This window comes from Novosphingobium sp. PASSN1 (assembly GCF_002278815.1).
In genome coordinates, this window is the sequence record NZ_NKIS01000007.1 from 247,944 (window position 1) to 266,086 (window position 18,143).

Below are 18,143 nucleotides of genomic sequence, written 5' to 3' on the forward strand. Positions count from 1 at the left end.
TGAGGCCCTCAAGAAATCGAGGATCAGGAACGTGCTGGCGGCGGCAAACCCGTGAGGGATGCCGCCGCCCCACCCCTCTTTTTTGTCTGAAAAGCGAAGAAAAAAGCGCCATGGCGGCATTTCGGAACAGGATCTGGGCAAGCGCCGCGCTGCTTTTTGCAGCGTTGCTTGTCATGATCGGCGTTCCCGCCGCGGCAAATACCATTACCAACACCGCCCACGCGCGCTGGAGCCAGGGCGAAGCCGAACTGAGCGCCGATTCCAACATCGTTTCGTTCGATGTGGTACACGAAGATCCCAAGATTTCAGTCCTGCCCCAGCCTGTCGGCGGCAATACCTTCACCATCGACAGCGGCCATTGCGGCAACGCAGCGCTTCCGCCGGTGCTGGTGGACGCGGCCGCCTCCGATCCGGCCGACCCCGCCACGATTTCGAGCATCACTGTCGGCCAGCCGGTGGTTTTCCGCCTAGTGCTTGCTCGCGATGCACTCGATCCCGAGAAGGCGGATACCGTCAAGGTCACGATCGTTTCCGCCAGCGGAGACCGCGAGCAGATCACTGTCACCGAAACCGCCGCCGACAGCGGGCTGTTCTATGGCGCGATCCCGACCAGCGCGATCCCGCCGCAGCCCCGCGACGGCGATTGCCGCCTCAGCATCTCGGGCGGCGACAAAGTCACCGTTTCCTACAACGGCGTGAGCGGCGACGGTTCGGTCATCAAGGCCGATGTCGATGTGCTGGCCGACCCCTATGGTCTTGTTTTCGATAGCGAAGATGCCACCCCGATTGACGGCGCGCGGGTCACGCTGATCGATGTCGCGACCGGCCGGCCCGCGCGCGTCTTTGCCGATGACGGCGTAACCACCTGGCCTTCGACGATCGTCACCGGCTCTGTCATCACCGATGGTGCCGGGCGCACGTATCAGATGCCGGAGGGCGAATACCGCTTTCCGCTCGCACCGCTCGGCAATTATCGGCTCGTCGTCACCCCACCCGAACCCTACACCGCACCATCGGCGCTCACGCCCAAGAACTTTGTCGGCCTGGCACGCCCTGATGGGGGCGAATTGGTTATTCTGCCCGCATCCTACGGTGAGAGTCTGGCACTTACGAGCCCGGCACCGGTGCGCGTCGACATTCCGGTAGACCGGCCGCCCGTAGCGGTCAGTCTGGCCAAGGTCGCCTCGCGTCAGGTCGCCCAACCGGGCGATGCCGTGTTCTATACGGTGACCGTGCGCAACACCGATCCGAGCCGTGCCAAGCGCGGCGTTATTCTTACGGACACACCGTCTGCCAGCTTGCGCCTGCGTGCGGGCACGATCCGCCTCGACGGGGCCAAGGCGCCCAAGGACACGGTCACTGTCGCCCCGGACGGACGCACGCTGACCCTTGCCATCGGCACGATTGCAGCGGGCGCGACGCGCACGGTGACGTATGCCATGACCGTCCGTCCGGAAGCTTCCGCCGGGCAAGCAGTTAACCGAATTGATGCAGTAGATGCTCGTGGACTAACCGCAACGGCAAGTGCAGCCGTGCGTATCGAACGGGACAATCTGGCCGCGACGATGACCGTAATCGGCCGCGTCACGCTGGGCGATTGCGACGTTCCGGGCACGAAGCAGGCCCCGCGTCCGGGCCTTGGCGGCATCAGGATCGTGCTGGAAGACGGCAGCTTTGCCGTGACCGATGCCGATGGCCGCTATCACTTCGAAGGCCTCATGCCCGGCACCCACGTCGTCCAGGCGCAGGCGATGACCCTGCCCAAAGGCGGCCAGTTCGTGGATTGCACGAAGTCCACGCGCAGCGCCGGCAGCGCCTCCAGCCGCTTCGTGATCGGCCAGGGCGGCAGCCTCGTCACCGCCAATTTTGCCGCGACCGTTCCGGCCGAAGCGCTGGCCGCAGCCGCTGCTGCAACAGCCGCAGCTGCGCCCACCACCGAAAGCGACCGCATGGCTGCGGGCGGCGAGACTGACTGGATCGCCAAGGGTGACGGACCGAACGACTTCCTTTTCCCCACAGCGGACTACAACCCCCGCGCGCCCACCACCCGCGTCGTGATCCGCCATCGCAAGGGGCAGAGCGTGACGCTGAAGATCGACGGCAAGCCGGTCGAGAAGCTCGCGTTCGATGGCGTGCAGTCCTCGCCCGAAGGCTATGCCGTGAGCGTGTGGCGCGGCCTGCCGCTGCCCGGCGAAGACACGCGCTTCGATGCCGAGATCCGCGATGGCGCAGGCGCGCTGGTCGAGACGCTGACCCGCACCGTCCACTTCGGCGCAACGCCTGCCCGCGTCGAGCTGGTGGCCGAACGCTCGCATGTCGTCGCCGATGGCGCGACGCGGCCCGTGATCGCGGTGCGCGTGCTCGATCGCACCGGCCGTCCGGTTCACGCCGGCATTTCCGGTCCGATCACGCTCTCCGCGCCCTATGAAAGCGCGCAGGCGCTCGATGCCATGCAGAACCGCGTGCTTTCGGGTCTTGATCGCACGCCGCCGACGTGGATCGTCAAGGGCGATGACGGCATTGCGCTGATCGAACTGGCGCCGACGATGGTCAGCGGCAGCCTCGATCTCACCTTCCAGTTCACCGACCGCGATGTGAAGCGCGAGCAAGTGCTCGAAACCTGGGTCGTGCCCGGCGAGACCAAGTGGACGCTTGTCGGCCTCGCCGAAGGCGCGGTGGGTTCAAAGTCGGTTGCCGATCACATGCAGCGCAGCGCCAAGTTTGACACCGATCTGGGCGATCATGCCCGCGTGGCGTTCTATGCCAAGGGCCGGATCAAGGGCAAATGGCTGACGACGGTCGCCTATGACAGCGCCAAGCAGCGCGCCGAACAGCGCCTGCTGGGCGGGCTCGACCCCAAGGCCTATTACACCGTGTTTGCCGATGGGTCTGACCGCCGCTTCGATGCCGCCAGCGTCAACAAGCTCTACGTCCGCATTGAAAGCGCCAAAGTGCGCGCGATGTTCGGCGATTTCGCCACCGGCTTCGATCACACCCAGCTTGGCCGCTACCAGCGCACGATGACCGGCGTGAAGGCCGAAGCCCGCATCGGCGCGGTGCGCACCGAAGCCTATGCCGCGAAAGTTGCCACCACGCATCGCCGCGATCAGATCCCCGGCGGCGGCATCAGCGGGCCTTACCAGCTGTCCAGCCGCGCCATTGTGCCCAACAGCGAAACGGTGACCATCGAAGTGCGCGACCGCTTCCGTTCAGAAGTGTTGGTGTCGAGCCAGGTCCTGACGCGCTTCCTCGATTACGACATCGACCTGCTGGCCGGGACGATCACGTTCAAGCAGCCGATCCTCAGCCGCGATGCCAATCTCAATCCGCAGCAGATCGTGGTCGACTATGAAATCGACACGCTGAACGGCGGCGCGTGGAATGCCGGAGCGCGCGCGGAGTGGCGCAACAAGTCTGAAAAGGTGCGCATCGGCGCGACCGCGATCAGCGATGCTTCGGCCGCAGCGGGCGCTGCCGTCACGCGCACCAATCTCGGCGCGGTCGATGCCAAGCTGTTCATCGGCAGCAAGACCGAAGTGCGCGCCGAAGCCGCGATGAGCCATGCGACGGGCGCAAATCCTGCCGGCAATGGCACGAAGGCGGCGTGGATGATCGAGGCCGAACGCCACGATGCGCGGCTCGATGTGCTCGCCTATATCCGCTCGCTCGATGCCAACTTCGGCGTCGGCCAGGTCAGCATCGGCGAACTCGGCCGCCGCAAGATCGGCATCGATACGCGCTACCGGATCACCCAGAAGTGGCTGGTCAGCGCGACCGCGTGGCACGATACCTCGCTGGTCGACGGGGCGAAGCGCAGCGCGATCCAGCTGGGCACGACGTGGAACAATCGCGGCACCGAAATGCGCCTCGGCGTGGCGCACTACAGCGAGACGCTGGCAAACGGCGCGGCGGCTGGCCCCAATGGCGCGACCGGCGGCAGCACCACGCTGTTCGAGGCGGGCGCCACCAAGCGCCTGTTCGACAACAAGCTGGAACTGAGCGCCGCCGGTTCGATCGCGATCGGCAGCAAGGACGCGACCTCGTATCAGGCGCCGCGCTACCGGCTGGGCATGCGCTATGCGATCACGCCGGACATCCGCGTGATCAGCGATTACGAGATCGGCAACGGCGGCCAAGGCGAAACGCGCACGCTGCGCGGCGGGCTGGAACTGACGCCGTGGACCGGGGCCAAGATCGCCACGGTGATCGGCCAGCAGAGCACGAGCGCCGCCGCCGTGACCGCCGATCAATCCGCGATCACCGAGCAGGGCAAGCGCGCGTTCGCGTCTTATGGACTCGCCCAGTCGCTGCCGATCAGCAAGGCCGTCACCATCGACGCCACGATCGACGGCAACAAGGTGATCGGCGGCAAGAGCGCGCTCGCCACCAATGGCGGCACCGCGGTTGTCGGCGCGAGCAGCCAGACGACGATTGCCGAGGACTTCACTGCCTATACGCTCGGCGCAACGTGGCGTTCGGGCCGCTGGAGCGCGACCGCGCGCGCCGAACTGCGCGATGGCGAACTCAGCCAGCGCAAGGGCTTCACTTTCGGCATGATCCGCCAGATGGGCGAAGGCAGCGTGGTCGGCGGCGCGGTAACCTGGGCCTCGACGCGCGATGTGACCGGCGCGGCGAGCGAAGTCGGCAGCGCCGCGATCTCCATCGCGCACCGCCCGGCCAACTCGGCTTTCGCGTTCCTGAGCAAGCTGGAATACCGCAGCGACCGCATCAGCGGCGTGGTCCCCGGCACCGATCCTGCCGCTGGCGACGGGACCGCGCTCACCGTCGGCGGCGATGCCCGGTCGCGCCGGATCGTGGCCAGCTTCTCGGGCGATTGGGCACCGAACGGCCGCGTCGATGGCCAGATGGTGCAGCGCACGGAGATCGGCGTGTTCGTCGCCGCGCGCCACAATCTCGATCGCTATCAAGGCTTTGATCTTGCCGGCACGACCGTGCTCGGCGGGGTGGACGCGCGCATCGGGATCGGCAAGCACATCGAAGTGGGCGGCTCCGCCACGGTCCGCCGCAGCCTTTCGGATGGCACCACATCCTATGCAGTCGGCCCGCAGATCGGCATCGTCCCGGCAGACAACGTGATGCTCGTGATCGGCTACAACCTCACCGGCTTCCGCGACCGTGATTTCGCCGCTGCGCGCGGCACCACCAAGGGCGTGTTCGCCACAATGCGGATGAAGTTCGATGCGGGCAGCTTCGGGTTCCTCGGCCTTGGCCGCTGAACGCCCCGGTTAACTTTTGCCCCGACGCCGTACTAGGGCGGGACGCTAGCCCCCCAGCCCTTGCCGCCGTGCGCCGCGCGGCCTATCAACCACGCCATCGTTTTGCCGCTTGTGCAGGAATGGCCAGTGCTCCGGGTTTGCCCCGCCTTATCGCAGACATCAGCGCGCTGGATCGCAGCGGCGCTGGTTGGCGCGAGTGCGGGAGGCCTCCCCGGCCCAGCGATGGCCGCTGCACCTTCGGTTACGGTCACCGCCGACCAGTCCTTGCGCTTCGGCAGTTTTTTCACCGATACGAGCGGAACGCGGACTGTTTCTGCAACCGGATCGGTTACAGGCTCGGCGATCATTCCGTTGACCGGGCCTGCCCCCGGCCCCGCTCAGTTCACTCTCACTTATGATCGCGGCAACAATGCCAGTGTTGCCTATTCGCTGCTGATTTCGGTGCTGGTGCCCGGCGCGGCCAGCCAGATCAGCGGCGGAGTGAGCGGCACGATTGCCCAGTTCGATACCGATCTTCCGGGTGTGAACGCGCTGCTGCCGGGCCAGATCGCGCAAGTCACGCTAGACGGCTGCCAGCGCCGCATCTGCACGCGCACCTTCCGCGTGGGCGGCACGCTGCAAGTGGCGCGCACCTCCGGCGGTGCGGAACTCGCCATTCCGCTGCCCATCGTCGTCACCGTGCTGGCGGAACTGTGATGCGCCGCCTGCCGCTTGCCATTTGCCTGACCGCCATGTGCCCCGCCGCTATCGGCACCCCGGCGCTCGCCGCAAGCGGGCAGACCGCCACGGCGCAGGGGCAGGCAGCAGCGGTGATTGTCGAGCCGATTGTCGCCATTTCCCTTGGCGATCTCGATTTCGGATCGCTCACGTCGTCGCGCACCGCCAGCGGCTCGGTCACGGTCGATGCCGATGGCGGGGCAGTCAGCTATGCGGGCGGGGCCGCGTCGGCCTGCGCGGGCGGCGGCGGGTGCGCTGGAATTGCGCCCGCCCGGTTCCTCGTCAAAGGGGAGGCGAGCCGCAGCTACACGGTGAGTGCGCCGACGGCGATCACCGCCACCGGTACGCTGATCGGCACCAGCGGCAGCGCGCCCGATCTCGCCATCGATGCGCTGACCGTTCATCTTCTGAGCCACGCGGGCGGCGTCACGTCGATTGGCCAGCTCGATGAAACGGGTGAGGATCGCATCGCCATCGGCGGCCGCCTCAACGTGCCCGCAGGCACCGCGCCCGCGCATTACCGCGCCACGCTGACGATCATGGTCACATATAGCTGACCAAAATTTGGCAGCTGACCGGCACCACGCCCCTTTTCGCGGCGCTTACCTTTCATTAACCATACCTACTTAGGAAATATACCTATGAGGACGCCGGGGAAACCCGGCCCCTCGAGGCCTCGCTGCATTTGCAGCCGGGGCCACAGGGACCAGGAGCTTAACCGGTGAACAAATTTCTTCCCGCCGCGCTGATCGCGCTGGCCGCAGCAGACCCGGCCTTCGCCGGATCAGGTAACCAGTCGACGGCCACGGGTACGGCGACCGCGACGATCGTCGCGCCGATCGTGCTGACCCATCCCGCTGCCGCCAGCCTCAACTTCGGCCGCTTCACGCGCGGCACCGGCGGTACGGTTACGGTGAGCGCGGCAGGCGCGGGTTCGGTTGGCAGCGATGTGACGTTCATCCCCGGTTCGACCACCGCGGCAGACAGCTTCACCGTGGCGGGCGATGCCAACCGTTCGTACTCGATCGCGACGACCGGCGGCAACGTCACCTCGGGCGCGACGAGCCTTGCTTTCACCACGGCGGCTTCGGCGGCCACCGGCACGCTCAGCGCCGCTGGCACGGGCAGCTTCACCGTCGGCGGCACGCTGACGGTGACGGGCACAGCCCCGACCGGGGCCTATAGCGGCACTTATTCGGCGACTGTCGCCTACAACTGAGACCATAGCCCGGCGGTGCCTGCACGTGCAGGCATCACCCCGCGTTTCCGGTTAACCAATATACGCAGAAGGAACCAGGCGGCACGCAGCGCGTGACCGCCTTTTCTGTTGCGGGATCGCACTGCCCTTCATCGAAATAAATGTTTTTTATTATGCAGATAGCCGTCACCTCAAAAAGGCCCGAAACGGATTGAAATCACCGAAATACTGACAAGGTACTCCCGGTGGTAAGTGGTTTGTTAACCATATCTCCTTAGGACTTCTACGTATCAGGACGCCGGAAAGCCGGTTCCTGGTTGAACCACGTTTACCAGCTCCAAGACCGGGACGTTGCGGAGCAAAACAGCATTCAGGAGCATATGACGTGAAGAAGATCATTCTCGCCTCCACCCTCACCGCCATCGGCGTCCTTGCCGCTGCAACGCCTGCCTTCGCCGGCTCGGGCAACCAGTCCACCGCCACGGGCGCCGCGACAGCGACGATCGTTGCACCGATCGTGCTGACCCACACGCCCGCGACCAGCCTCAACTTCGGCCGCTTCACCACCGGCACCGGCGGCACCGTGACCGTAACGGCCGCAGGCGTCGGCTCGGTCGGCAGCGACGTGACGTTCGTGCCCGGTTCGACCAATTCGGCCGATTCGTTCACGGTGGCAGGCGATGCCAGCCGTTCGTTTTCGATCACGACCACGGGCGGCAACGTCACCTCGGGCGCGACCAACCTTGCCTTCACCACGACCGCTTCGGCCGCGACCGCAGCACTGAGCGGCACCGGCACGGCCAGCTTCACCGTTGGCGGCACGCTGACCGTGACGGGTACGGCACCGGCCGGTGCCTATACCGGCACGTACTCGGCGACCGTCACTTATAACTGAATTTGGCAACTGATCCCGGGATTGCGCCGGCTGCCACCCTTGGGGGGCAGCCGGGCTCTCGCTCTAGCCAAGGCAGCACCATGACCAACCGCACCAGAACCCTGCTCAAGGCACTTGCCGCGCTTGCGGCAATGCTCGCCCTGCCGGGCGCAGCGCTCGCGGCGCCCGGCGGTTCGGTCACGATGAACGGATCGGCCAGCGCCACGATCATCACGCCCATCAGCATCGTCGCAACTGCGCCCTTGCGCTTTGGCGTGATGGCCCAGCCCACTGCGGCGGGCACGGTAACCGTGAGCACATCCGGCGCGGTTACGACAGGCGGCGGCATGGCGGGCAACACCGCCATCGCACAAGGCACCGCAGGCCCGCAGGCGGGCAAGTTCCGCGTGAGCGGAGAGCCAGGCCGCCAGTTCTTCGTAACTCTGCCTCTGGCCGCAACGGTGACCAGCAGCGGTTCCTCGATGACGATCAACCTGTTCACCGTCGGCGCGCTCACCGGATCTCCGGTCGGCACGCTCGATATCGCGGTGGGCGGCACGCTGGCGGTTGGTGCCGCGCAGCCCATCGGCACCTACAACGGCACCTACCAGATCACCGCCTCGTACAACTGACCCCGCTTCCCGGCAGTCTTGCCCGCCAGGCCTGATCTGCCCGCCAGCGATTCCCCCGCCCGCGCCGCCCCGGCCGCGGGCTTTTTTGCGTGCCCCGAACCGCCACACCCGTCGGAACATCGGATTCGGCATGGAAAAATCCGTGCGGTAAAAATTTTTTTCCCAATTTTTCCTGCACCTGCGCCTGTTTGCCAGCAGCCGCACGGTCATCCCGCACGCATCGCAAAACACGATTATTCGCAATTCAACCGACACTTGCATGGTTAATCGCGAATTTACTTGTATTACCTAGGTATTTATAATCCCATTATGGGACGCTTTCTAAGTAAAAACCAGAATAACTACCCATTAACTCGGCCCGAATACGTAGCACTACGTACCGAATAACGGCGATCAGGCCCGACTTCGCAGTACCGCAGTTTTACGGACGTGTCGCAGCCCCGGGGGGAGGCGGCACGGCCACCATCCGGGAGCATACACGTGAAGAAGATCATCCTCGCTTCGGCCATCGCCCTCATCTCGGCCACTCCGGCTTTTGCGGCTTCGGGCAACTCCTCGACCGCCAGCGGCAGCGCCACCGCCACGATCGTCGAGCCCATCGTGCTCACCCACACCTCGGGCGCAGCGCTGGGCTTTGGCCGCTTCACCACCGGCACGGGCGGTTCGGTCACCGTCTCGGCGGCAGGCGTCGGCACTGCTGGCGGCGATGTGGCTTTCGTGCCCGGCTCGACCAACTCGGCTGACGCGTTCACCGTGGCCGGCGATGCGGGCCGTTCGTTCTCGATCAGCACCGGCAGCGGCACGGTCACCGATGGCACCACCACGATCGGCTTCACCACGGCGCCTTCGGCAGCTACCGGCACGCTCACGGGCGGTGCGGCCTCGTTCTCGGTCGGCGGCGTGCTGACCCTGGCTGGCACCGAAGCGGCTGGTGCCTACACCGGTTCCTACTCGGCGACCGTCACCTACAACTGATCGCACGAACAAATGCCGGGGGCGGTCCGCAGCGGCGGCCCCCGGACAGTGCACTCCTTTTTCGGATAGCCCAGATGTTTCCCGCCCCGCGATTCCTGCTCGGGATGGCGGCCTTGGCCTCTGCCATGGCTGCTGGTTCCGGCACCGCATTCGCAGCCCCGAGCAGCTCGACCATGGGCGGCGCGGCGCAGGCGGACATCCTGCGGCCGCTGGCGATCGTGCCGGTGGATCCGCTTTCGTTCGGGCAGATTGTTCGCCCCACTGCTGCTGGAACGGTGGTGCTCGCGCCTTCAGGTACCATCACCACCACCGGCGGGGTTTTGACCAGCACGGCCATCGCCCAGACCACGCCGCGGGGTCCAGGTACGTTCCTCGTGGTAGGCGAAGCCGCGCGCGCCTTCAGCATTGATCTGCCGACGGTGGTGATCCTGCGCCAGGGCACGCGCAACATGCGCCTCAGCGCTTTGCGCAGCAACTGGACTTCGGGCGCCGTGTTCGGCCCGACGCGCGTTTTCTCGCTTTCGGTCGGCGCCACGCTCAATGTCGGCGCCAATCAGACGACCGGAACCTACTCTGGCACCTACGCTGTAACTGTGACTTATCAGTAGTCCGCGATTGCCAGCGAATCAGGGTTTCCCCATAAGGGGATTAACCTATTTCGCTGACCCGGGACGAACCTCTTGCACATCTTCGGAAAACTGGGCCCTGCGGCAAGGCTGAAGGCTTCTGCGCTTGGCCTTGGCCTGGCTTTTACCATTGCGTCGGGCGCTTTCGCGCAAGAGGCAGCGGAACCAGCCGATGCGCCGCCCGCCCCGGCCGCGCTGCCTGCAGGCGCTGTGGGCGGCATGGGCGATATCAACCTCTTCCCCAAGCGCGTGGTGATCGACGAGCGCAGCCGGATCGCCAGCGTCGGGCTCTACAACCGCGCCGCCGCGCCCGGTGAATATGAAATCACCGTCTCGGACATGGCCATGCAGCGCGATGGGCGGCTGATCGAACTGGCCACGGTGCAGGATGCAGCGGCGCGTGATGCGGTGCACACGGCCAGCGGGTTCCTGCGCTGGTCGCCGCGCCATGTCGCGCTGCCCGCCAGCGAGGCGCAGATGGTGCGGATCATGGCGCGTGTCCCGCCTGAACTGCCGCCGGGCGAATACCGCTCGCACTTCACGGTCGTTTCCGTGCCCCCCGAAACCGGCGGCACCAGCATCGACGAGGCCGCTGGCGGCGAAACCGGCGGCGGCATCGGCGTGCGCATCGTGCCGCGCTTCGGCATCTCGATCCCGGTGATCGTGCGCGTGGGCGAAACCACGCTGACCGCAGGCTTCAAGGATCTGGCGCTGAACGCGGCTCCGGGCACGCCGCCCGCGCTGGCACTCACGCTGACGCGCGAGGGCACGCGCTCGGCATTCGGCGATATTATCATTACCGCGCCGGGCGCGAAGAAGCCGGTGGCCGAGATCAAGGGCATCGGCGTCTACACCGAAATCGCCGAGCGCGCGGTGCAAGTGCTGATCGATCCCGCCACCGAACCGCGCTTTCTCGCGCGGGGGACACGCTGGACGGTGAGCTACGTCGATGACGACATGTCACCCGGCAAAGTGCTCGCGCGGCAGGAATTCATCGTGCCGTGAAACGGCGCGGGGGGGACCAGCAACGCGGATCCTCCGGCTCGCTGCGGGTCGTGCTGGGCGCAACGCTCGCGCTCGCGGGGGATAGCGCGCGCCGGGAACTGACGCAGGCCGATGGCCCCGCCCCCGGTCCGCCGCGTGAGGCAAAGAAAGCCCGCCGCCCGGAAAAGCTGCCCGAGCCGCGCTTTGCGCAAAGCGCAGCACCCGCTCCCGCGCGCAAGGCTGCGCCGAAACGCGCTGGAAAGCGGCAGGCGCGCCCGGCTTCGCGTGAGGAAGCCCTCCCCGCCCCTGCGTTTGCCGCTGCACCTGTTCAACCTGAGCCAGTCCCTGCCGGTGTCCTGTCCGAAGACTTCCGCCGCGCGATCACGCCGGAACCGGTATCCGCGCCGCCGCCGCCGGAGCCGCTGCCAGCCGCGACCGCCGCGACGAACGACACTGCGCCCGTTGCCGAGCCGGTGCCGGAAGTGCTGCCGGAGCCGCCTTCCGCACCTGTCGCATTGGCGCTGGAAGTTCCTCCGGCCGATCCGCTTCCGGCCCCCGCATTCATCGCGCCGCCTGCGGAAGCGGTTACGGCCGCTCCTGAAGCTGTGGCCGCGCCCGTTCTTGAGGCGAAGGCCGAGCCTGCCCCCCTTCCGCCTGCCACAGCTCCCCAGGTCGAAGCAGTCTCCCCGTCAGCCACCACTATCGCCCCGTCTCCGGAAAGTGCCGCGCCGCCAAAAGTCGCAGCGCCGCCACCGTCCGAACCCGGCGCAGCCCCGCCACCGGTCAAACTGGCCGACGCGCTACCGCGCCCGGCGTTTGGCGGCCCGCTTCCGGCAAAAACCACACCGCCGCCGCCCCCTCCCCCAAGGCAAACCGCTGCCCCGCCAGCCGCCCTGAGGGCCGACTTGCCGCGCCTCGCCTATGCGTCCAGCGCGCTGCCGCTAACCCCAGTTGCCGCAGACGCTTCTCCCGCGCCCGTCCGCACGGCATCACCAAGCTACGCCGCAACCCGCACCGCCCTGCCCACGCCGGCCTTCGGCCTGCCGCGCGCGCCCGCCGCTGCCGAGCAGCCTCCGCCAAGACCCGCGCTCACCGCCTCGCCGCTCCGCGCCAATGTCACCGATCAGGCTGGGCTTGGCGCGCCGACAGCGGCGCCCGTGATCAGCGACGATGACGAACTCATCCTCCAGATCGAGACCGCGCAGGGCGAGATGAGCGACACCATCGTCGCCTACGGCCTGCGGCAGGGTGTCTATCTCCCGCTCGGCGCGCTGACCCGTTTTCTCGATCTGCCGATCGCGATCAGCGACGATGGCCACTATGCAAGCGGCTGGTTTCTCGATGAAAAACGCACCCTCGCGCTCAATCTGCGCGATGGCACGCTGGTTATTGCCGGAAAGGCCGTCCCGCTCGGCAAAGGCGATGCCGTCGCCTTCGAAGGCGAGCTTTACGTGCGCGCCGAACGGTTCGCCGATCTCTTCCCGCTCGATCTCAAGGTCGATCTGCGCGCGCAAACCATCGCGGTCAAAACCCGCGAGCCCTTCCCTTTCGAAGAGCGCATCACGCGTGAGGCGGACCGCGAGCGGCTTGCCTCGCGCGCAGCGAGAGACACCGGCCGCGAAGGCGCATCGCGCTTCCCGCGTGAGGAAACGCCGTGGCGCGCCCTCTCGCTGCCGGTGGGCGAAACCGAGCTGCGCGCGCTGACCGACGATGATCTCGGCTCGCGGATTGAGGCAGACCTACGCCTCGCGGGCGACCTCGCGTTCATGACCGCGCGCGCCTATGCCAGCCTCTCGACCCGCGACGGTCTGACCGCCGCGCGGCTCGAACTGGGCCGCCGCGATCCCGATGGCGATCTGCTCGGCCCGCTGAAAGCCACCGAGTTCCAGCTGGGCGACGTGGCGACCGGCGCGCTGCCCATCGGCCTGCGCGGCATTACCGGGCGCGGGGCGTTCGTCACCAATGCCCCGCTCGAACAGGCCTCGATCTTTGATGCCGTCGATCTGCGCGGCGATCTGCTCGATGGCTACGAGGTTGAACTCTATCGCAACAACGCGCTGATCGGATCGACCCGCACGCCGGTGAACGGGCAATATGCCTTCCTGCAAGTGCCGGTGGATTTCGGGCTCAATGTGTTCCGCCTCGTGTTCTACGGGCCGCAAGGGCAGCGCCGCGAAGTGGTGCGCAGGATCAGCGTGGGCGATGGCCGCCTTGCGCCCGGGCAGTTCATCTACGGCGTGGGCGCGGCGCAGAAGGACACGAACCTGCTGGGCGTGCGCGGCCCGCGCTTCAGCCCGACACCCGATTTCGGCACCTGGCGCGCCACGGCAGAGCTGGGCTACGGCCTCTCGCGCGCTGTCACCGCCACGATGGGTGCGGCCATGTGGGACAGCGGCACCAGGCACCACTGGCTCGCCGCAGCGGGCCTGCGCAGCGGCATCGGTGCCACCGCGCTGCGGCTCGATCTCGGCGTGCAAAGCGGCGGGGGCTCCACGGTCGAAGTCGGGCTTGGCGGCAAGCTCTTCGGCCTCGCCTATAGCGCAAACCACGCCGAGTATGGCGGCGGCGCGATTGACGAAGTGCGCGCGTTCACCGCCGATCCGCTGCGCCGCGCCAGCGAGCTCAACCTCAACGCCACGCTGCATTTCGGCTCCGGCGCGAATGCGCGAATCATGCCGGTTACCAGCCAGGTGCGCCGCATCGAATTTGCCGATGGCCGCCGCCAGACGAACGCCGCGCTGCGCGCCACGCTGCCGCTGGGCGGCGTGCTCTTGTCCAACACTTTCGATTACAACCGCGTCAGCGCGCGCACCACGCCCGCCAGCAGCCGCCTGCTCGGCACATTCGATCTCGCCACACTCTCCGGCTCGAAGATGCGCTACCGCGCCAGCCTCGCCTATGGGCTTGCCCCCACGCTCAATGTCCAGTCGGTCACGCTGGAGGCCGACCGCCGCTTTGGTGACAACACCCTCGTGCGCGGCGGGGTGACGCACGCGCTGGCCGATCGCCAGACCACGCTGGGCCTCTCCGCGATCCGCCGGATCGGGCCGGTGAACGTGGCGTTCGATGGCTCCTACGGTTTCCCTGCGCGCAACTTCTCCTTGGCGCTGCGGGTCGGGTTCAGCTTCGGGCGCAATCCGCTGTCCGGGCGCGGGTTCATCGCGCGTCCGGGGCTGACAAGCGGCGGCGCGGTGGCGGTGAACGCCTTTGCCGACGCCAATGCCAACGGTGTGCGCGATGCGGGCGAAAGTCCGGTGGCCGGGGTCACGTTCCTTTCAGGCACCGACGAGAACCGCACCGATACAGCAGGGCGCGCATTCATCGCCGGATTGGGAGACGGGGCGCGGGCCTCGCTCCGGGTCGACAGCGATTCCATGCCCGATATCGCGCTGGCCCCGGCGCGCCCGGGGATCGAGATCGTGCCGCGCCCGGGGCGCATCCACACCAGCGATTTCGCCATCGTGACGCTGAGCGACATCGAGGGCACTGCCTATTTCCGCGCCGAATCCGGCACCCGCGCCGTCTCACGCCTGCAACTGCGCCTGCTGCGCCCCAATGGCTCGCTAGCCGCCCGCGCGCGCAGCGAATCCGATGGCTTCTTCCTGTTCGAGCGGCTGCCAGCGGGCGAATACCGGCTCGAACTCGATCCTCAGCAGGCCGCATCGCTCAAGATTCGGCTGGAGGGGCCAGTCACGCTCAGCCTTGGCGGCAAGTCCAGCGTGGTGCGCCAATCAATCACGGTGGTATCGGCGCAGTAGGACGTTCAGCCTACCAGCCAGAAATCGTGCCCCGAAAGCGCAGGCGCTCCGCGCAAAAAGGCAAAGCCGCTGGCGGCAAGCGGCCCATCGCCATCCGGGTCATAGGCGAGCCTGCCAGTCGAGGTATCGTAGATGATCCGGTCACTCGCATCGTGTCCGCGCGCCGCGCCGGGGGCGGCATGGAAAGCATCTTCGGACAGCGTCCCGGCCGCACCGGCAGCAGCGAAAGCGGCGATCTTGAGCACGATCCGGTCTCCGTCCGCCGCCGCGAAATCGGTGATCAGATCCAGCGGCTGGCCGCGTACCGGGGTGATGTTGAAGACGAAGCTGTCTGCCCCGCTCCCGCCTGTCAGCATATCGCGGCCCGCGCCGCCGATCAGCGTATCGCCACCGGCGCGGCCAGACAGCACATCCCGCCCGCTACCGCCTGAAAGCACATTGGCCGCCGCATTGCCAAACAGCGTGTTGGCCAGAGCATTGCCGTTGGCATTGATCGCGGCATTCCCAGTCAGCACGATCTTTTCGATGTACTGCCGGCCCTCGACGGAAAGATCATATGACGCGCTGGCACGGACGGTATCCATGCCCCCGGCATCGCCGACGAGATACTCCGTCTCAAAGATATCGTCTCCGGATGCGTCGACAAAATAGGTGTCGTCGCCCGCTCCGCCGGCCATGTAGTCGCGGCCGATCCCGCCATCGAGCCGATCATTGCCGCCCTGCCCCAGCAGGAAGTCGCGGGCGGTCCCGCCAAACAGGCGATCGTTGCCATCGCCGCCGCTGATGCGGTCTTGCCCGGCATCGCCCCAAAGCCGGTTGTCGCCCGCACCGCCGGTTATCGTATCGTTGCCCGGCCCGCCGCGCATGGCCGGAAGGAAGGGCAGATCGAGCACATCGTTGCCGGCAGTTGCCAGCCCGGTATCGGCCAGCATGGCCACATCAAGATCACCGATCTGGTACGCAAAGCCTGGCACGGCCCCGAGCCCGGTCATCAGGCCGAGCAGGATGTAGCCATCGCGCGGATCGCCGGGATTGTTTCCATAGTGGGCATAGTTGCCCTTGGTAATGGCAACCCCGGTCAGGATTCCGAAGGAATTGGGTCCGCTGAAGCCATTAACCGGATCGCCTGCGGTGATCCGATAATCGAAGCTTGATTTGAGGTTATCGACAAACGTCTTCGTGGCATCATCATAGAAGCCATAAAAGCCGAGGCCGTGCCCAAGCTCGTGCAGCATGATGGAAAGGCCGTCGTACTTGTCCTTCGGCAGATCATTGCGCGTGGCTGGGGTGGGATCGAGAAACACCGACGAGAGGTTGTTGGCGTTAACCCGTATGGTGATCTCTGGTTCATTGTCCGGATTTCTGACAACGTTGCCCTGAAGCCGCAGCGCCAGCGCGCTCACCCAGTATTTCGTATCGCCGTCCGTGCCCACGATCGCACCGGCCGAAGGCCCGGCATCGGCGAGAACCCGATCCGACTGTTCGGTGATGATCTCCAGCCGGATTTTCACCTCGGCATTGCCGGCGAGCTTTTCGCCCCACAGCTTCAGCGCTTCGTTGCACAGGCCGACAAGGAGATCGGCCTTGGCCTGAGCGACGCCAGCCGTGTTTACCAGATCATAGGTGGCCGTGAGCGCCATGGGAGCCTTCCGCAATCGAACGCGCACGATAATGCCAGTCGCACGCCCGCTTGGCGAACAGAGACTTCGCCAGAATGGCGATGGGCGGGGCAATTCTCTGCGCGAATTGGCGCTTCCCCCGCAGCCAAATATCTCTAGCGTCCCGCGCGATGACATCCCCCGCCCAGCCGCCACCTCACCACCAGCCAAAGCGCATGCTCAGCACCACCGCCGCGGCTGCCGTGGTCATGGGCATGGTGATCGGCGCGGGGATTTTCCGCACGCCGCAGATGGTGGCGCAGAGCCTTGGCAGCGAGAGCGCGCTGATGCTGGCGTGGGCGCTGGGCGGGGTTTTCGCGCTGATCGGCGCGCTTTGCTATGCTGAGCTTTCCGCCGCCTTTCCCGATACCGGCGGCGATTACCGCTTCCTGCGCGAGGCGTTCGGCGCGGACGCGGCATGGCTGTTTGCTTGGTCGCGCTTTGCGGTGATCTTCTCCGCTTCGGGCGCGCTGCTGGCGTTTGTCGGGATCGATTATCTCGCGGAACTGGTGCCGATGGACACGTTCACCCGTGCGGGCGTGGCGGGCGGGATGGTCATCGCGCTCACCGCGCTCAACTTGCGCGGGGTGCAGACCGGCACGCGCGCGCAGATCGCGATGGTGGCGATGGATGTGGCCGCGCTGCTGGCGCTGGGCGGTGCGGCGCTGTGGCTGGCCTATCTGGGCGTGTCCCCGCAGCAGACGGGCGCAGCCGTGCCCGCACCGATCAGCCTTGCCGCGTTCGGCCAGTCGATGGTGTTCATCATGCTCGCTTATGGCGGCTTCAACGATGCCTCCACGCTCTCTGCCGAAGTGCGCTCCCCGCGTGACATGACGCGCGCCCTCTTTGGCGGCATGGTGCTCATCACCGCGCTCTACATGATCGCCAACTGGGCCTATGTGCGCGGTCTAGGCATGGCGGGGCTTGCCGCGAGCGAAGCCCCCGCCGCCGCGCTGATGGCGCGCGCGTTCGGGCCTGCAGGGGAGACGGCCATCGTCATCTGCGTCGCCATCGCGGCGTTCTCGGTGCTCAACGCGCTGATCATCGTGGGCGGGCGCACGCTCTACACCGCCGCCGAGGACGAGCCTGCGCTGGCCTCCCTCGCCCAGTGGGACCAGAGCCGGGGCGTGCCGCGCGCTGCCATCCTCGTGCAGACGGCGGTCGAACTCGCGCTGATCGCATGGGGCGCGGCATCGGGCCGGGGCTTCGCGACGATGGTGGATTATCTCTCGCCGATCTACTGGCTGTTCCTGACAATGAGCGGGCTGGCCGTCGTCGTGCTCCGCCGCCGCCAGCCGCATGTAGAGCGCCCCTATAAAGTGCCGCTCTACCCGCTCCTGCCGCTGCTCTTTGCCGCGGCCTGCGCGGGCGTGCTCTATAGCAGCGTGATCTATGTCGGCTGGTCGGGCTGCCTGATCAGCTTCGGCATGCTGGCGCTGGGCTTTGTTGTGCGCACGGCGCTGCGGCTCAGCGCGGGGCGCTGA

12 protein-coding genes are annotated in these 18,143 nt (G+C 66.7%); 11 read left to right on the top strand and 1 reads right to left on the bottom strand.

The genetic code is table 11. From position 1 onward, the window contains the following. The first annotated feature begins 173 nt into the window (after positions 1-173). From CFE35_RS13790 to CFE35_RS13835, 10 genes are all read left to right on the top strand, one after another. Positions 174-5,237: a hypothetical protein gene (locus tag CFE35_RS13790; RefSeq protein WP_292931248.1), complete on the top strand. Its 5,064-nt coding sequence runs from the start codon at positions 174-176 to the stop codon at positions 5,235-5,237. Positions 5,238-5,459: 222 nt separating this feature from the next. Then, positions 5,460-5,933 (top strand): DUF4402 domain-containing protein, encoded by a 474-nt coding sequence (locus CFE35_RS13795; RefSeq protein WP_292931250.1) that lies wholly within the window; start codon positions 5,460-5,462, stop codon positions 5,931-5,933. 35 nt (positions 5,934-5,968) lie between these two features. Next, positions 5,969-6,511, top strand: a complete 543-nt coding sequence (locus CFE35_RS13800) for a DUF4402 domain-containing protein (RefSeq protein WP_292931252.1) — start codon at positions 5,969-5,971, stop codon at positions 6,509-6,511. A 164-nt stretch (positions 6,512-6,675) separates the two neighbouring features. Next, positions 6,676-7,173, top strand: coding sequence for a DUF4402 domain-containing protein (locus tag CFE35_RS13805; protein ID WP_292931254.1), 498 nt, complete (start codon positions 6,676-6,678; stop codon positions 7,171-7,173). Between the two features lie 364 nt (positions 7,174-7,537). Further along, positions 7,538-8,047 (top strand): DUF4402 domain-containing protein, encoded by a 510-nt coding sequence (locus CFE35_RS13810; protein ID WP_292931256.1) that lies wholly within the window; start codon positions 7,538-7,540, stop codon positions 8,045-8,047. An 80-nt stretch (positions 8,048-8,127) separates the two neighbouring features. Next, a complete protein-coding gene (locus tag CFE35_RS13815; RefSeq protein WP_292931258.1) occupies positions 8,128-8,658 on the top strand; it encodes a DUF4402 domain-containing protein in 531 nt (176 codons plus the stop codon). A 480-nt stretch (positions 8,659-9,138) separates the two neighbouring features. Next, positions 9,139-9,633, top strand: a complete 495-nt coding sequence (locus tag CFE35_RS13820; RefSeq protein WP_292931260.1) for a DUF4402 domain-containing protein — start codon at positions 9,139-9,141, stop codon at positions 9,631-9,633. A gap of 125 nt (positions 9,634-9,758) precedes the next feature. Continuing rightward, entirely contained in the window at positions 9,759-10,241 is a 483-nt protein-coding gene (locus CFE35_RS13825) for a DUF4402 domain-containing protein (protein WP_292931262.1), read from the top strand. Between the two features lie 72 nt (positions 10,242-10,313). Continuing rightward, on the top strand, positions 10,314-11,264 hold the full coding sequence (locus tag CFE35_RS13830; RefSeq protein WP_292931265.1) for a hypothetical protein: 951 nt from the start codon (positions 10,314-10,316) through the stop codon (positions 11,262-11,264). Then, positions 11,261-15,001, top strand: a complete 3,741-nt coding sequence (locus CFE35_RS13835; protein WP_292931267.1) for a hypothetical protein — start codon at positions 11,261-11,263, stop codon at positions 14,999-15,001. Before CFE35_RS13830 ends, CFE35_RS13835 begins: the two co-directional genes overlap by 4 nt. A 5-nt stretch (positions 15,002-15,006) precedes the next feature. On the opposite strand, the gene CFE35_RS13840 is transcribed toward CFE35_RS13835, so the two are convergent. After that, complete coding sequence (locus tag CFE35_RS13840) at positions 15,007-16,641, bottom strand: hypothetical protein (protein ID WP_292931269.1); 1,635 nt, start codon at positions 16,639-16,641, stop codon at positions 15,007-15,009. Positions 16,642-16,835: 194 nt separating this feature from the next. Here CFE35_RS13840 and CFE35_RS13845 point away from each other — a divergent pair, with 194 nt between their 5' ends. Beyond that, a complete protein-coding gene (locus CFE35_RS13845; protein WP_292931270.1) occupies positions 16,836-18,143 on the top strand; it encodes an amino acid permease in 1,308 nt (435 codons plus the stop codon).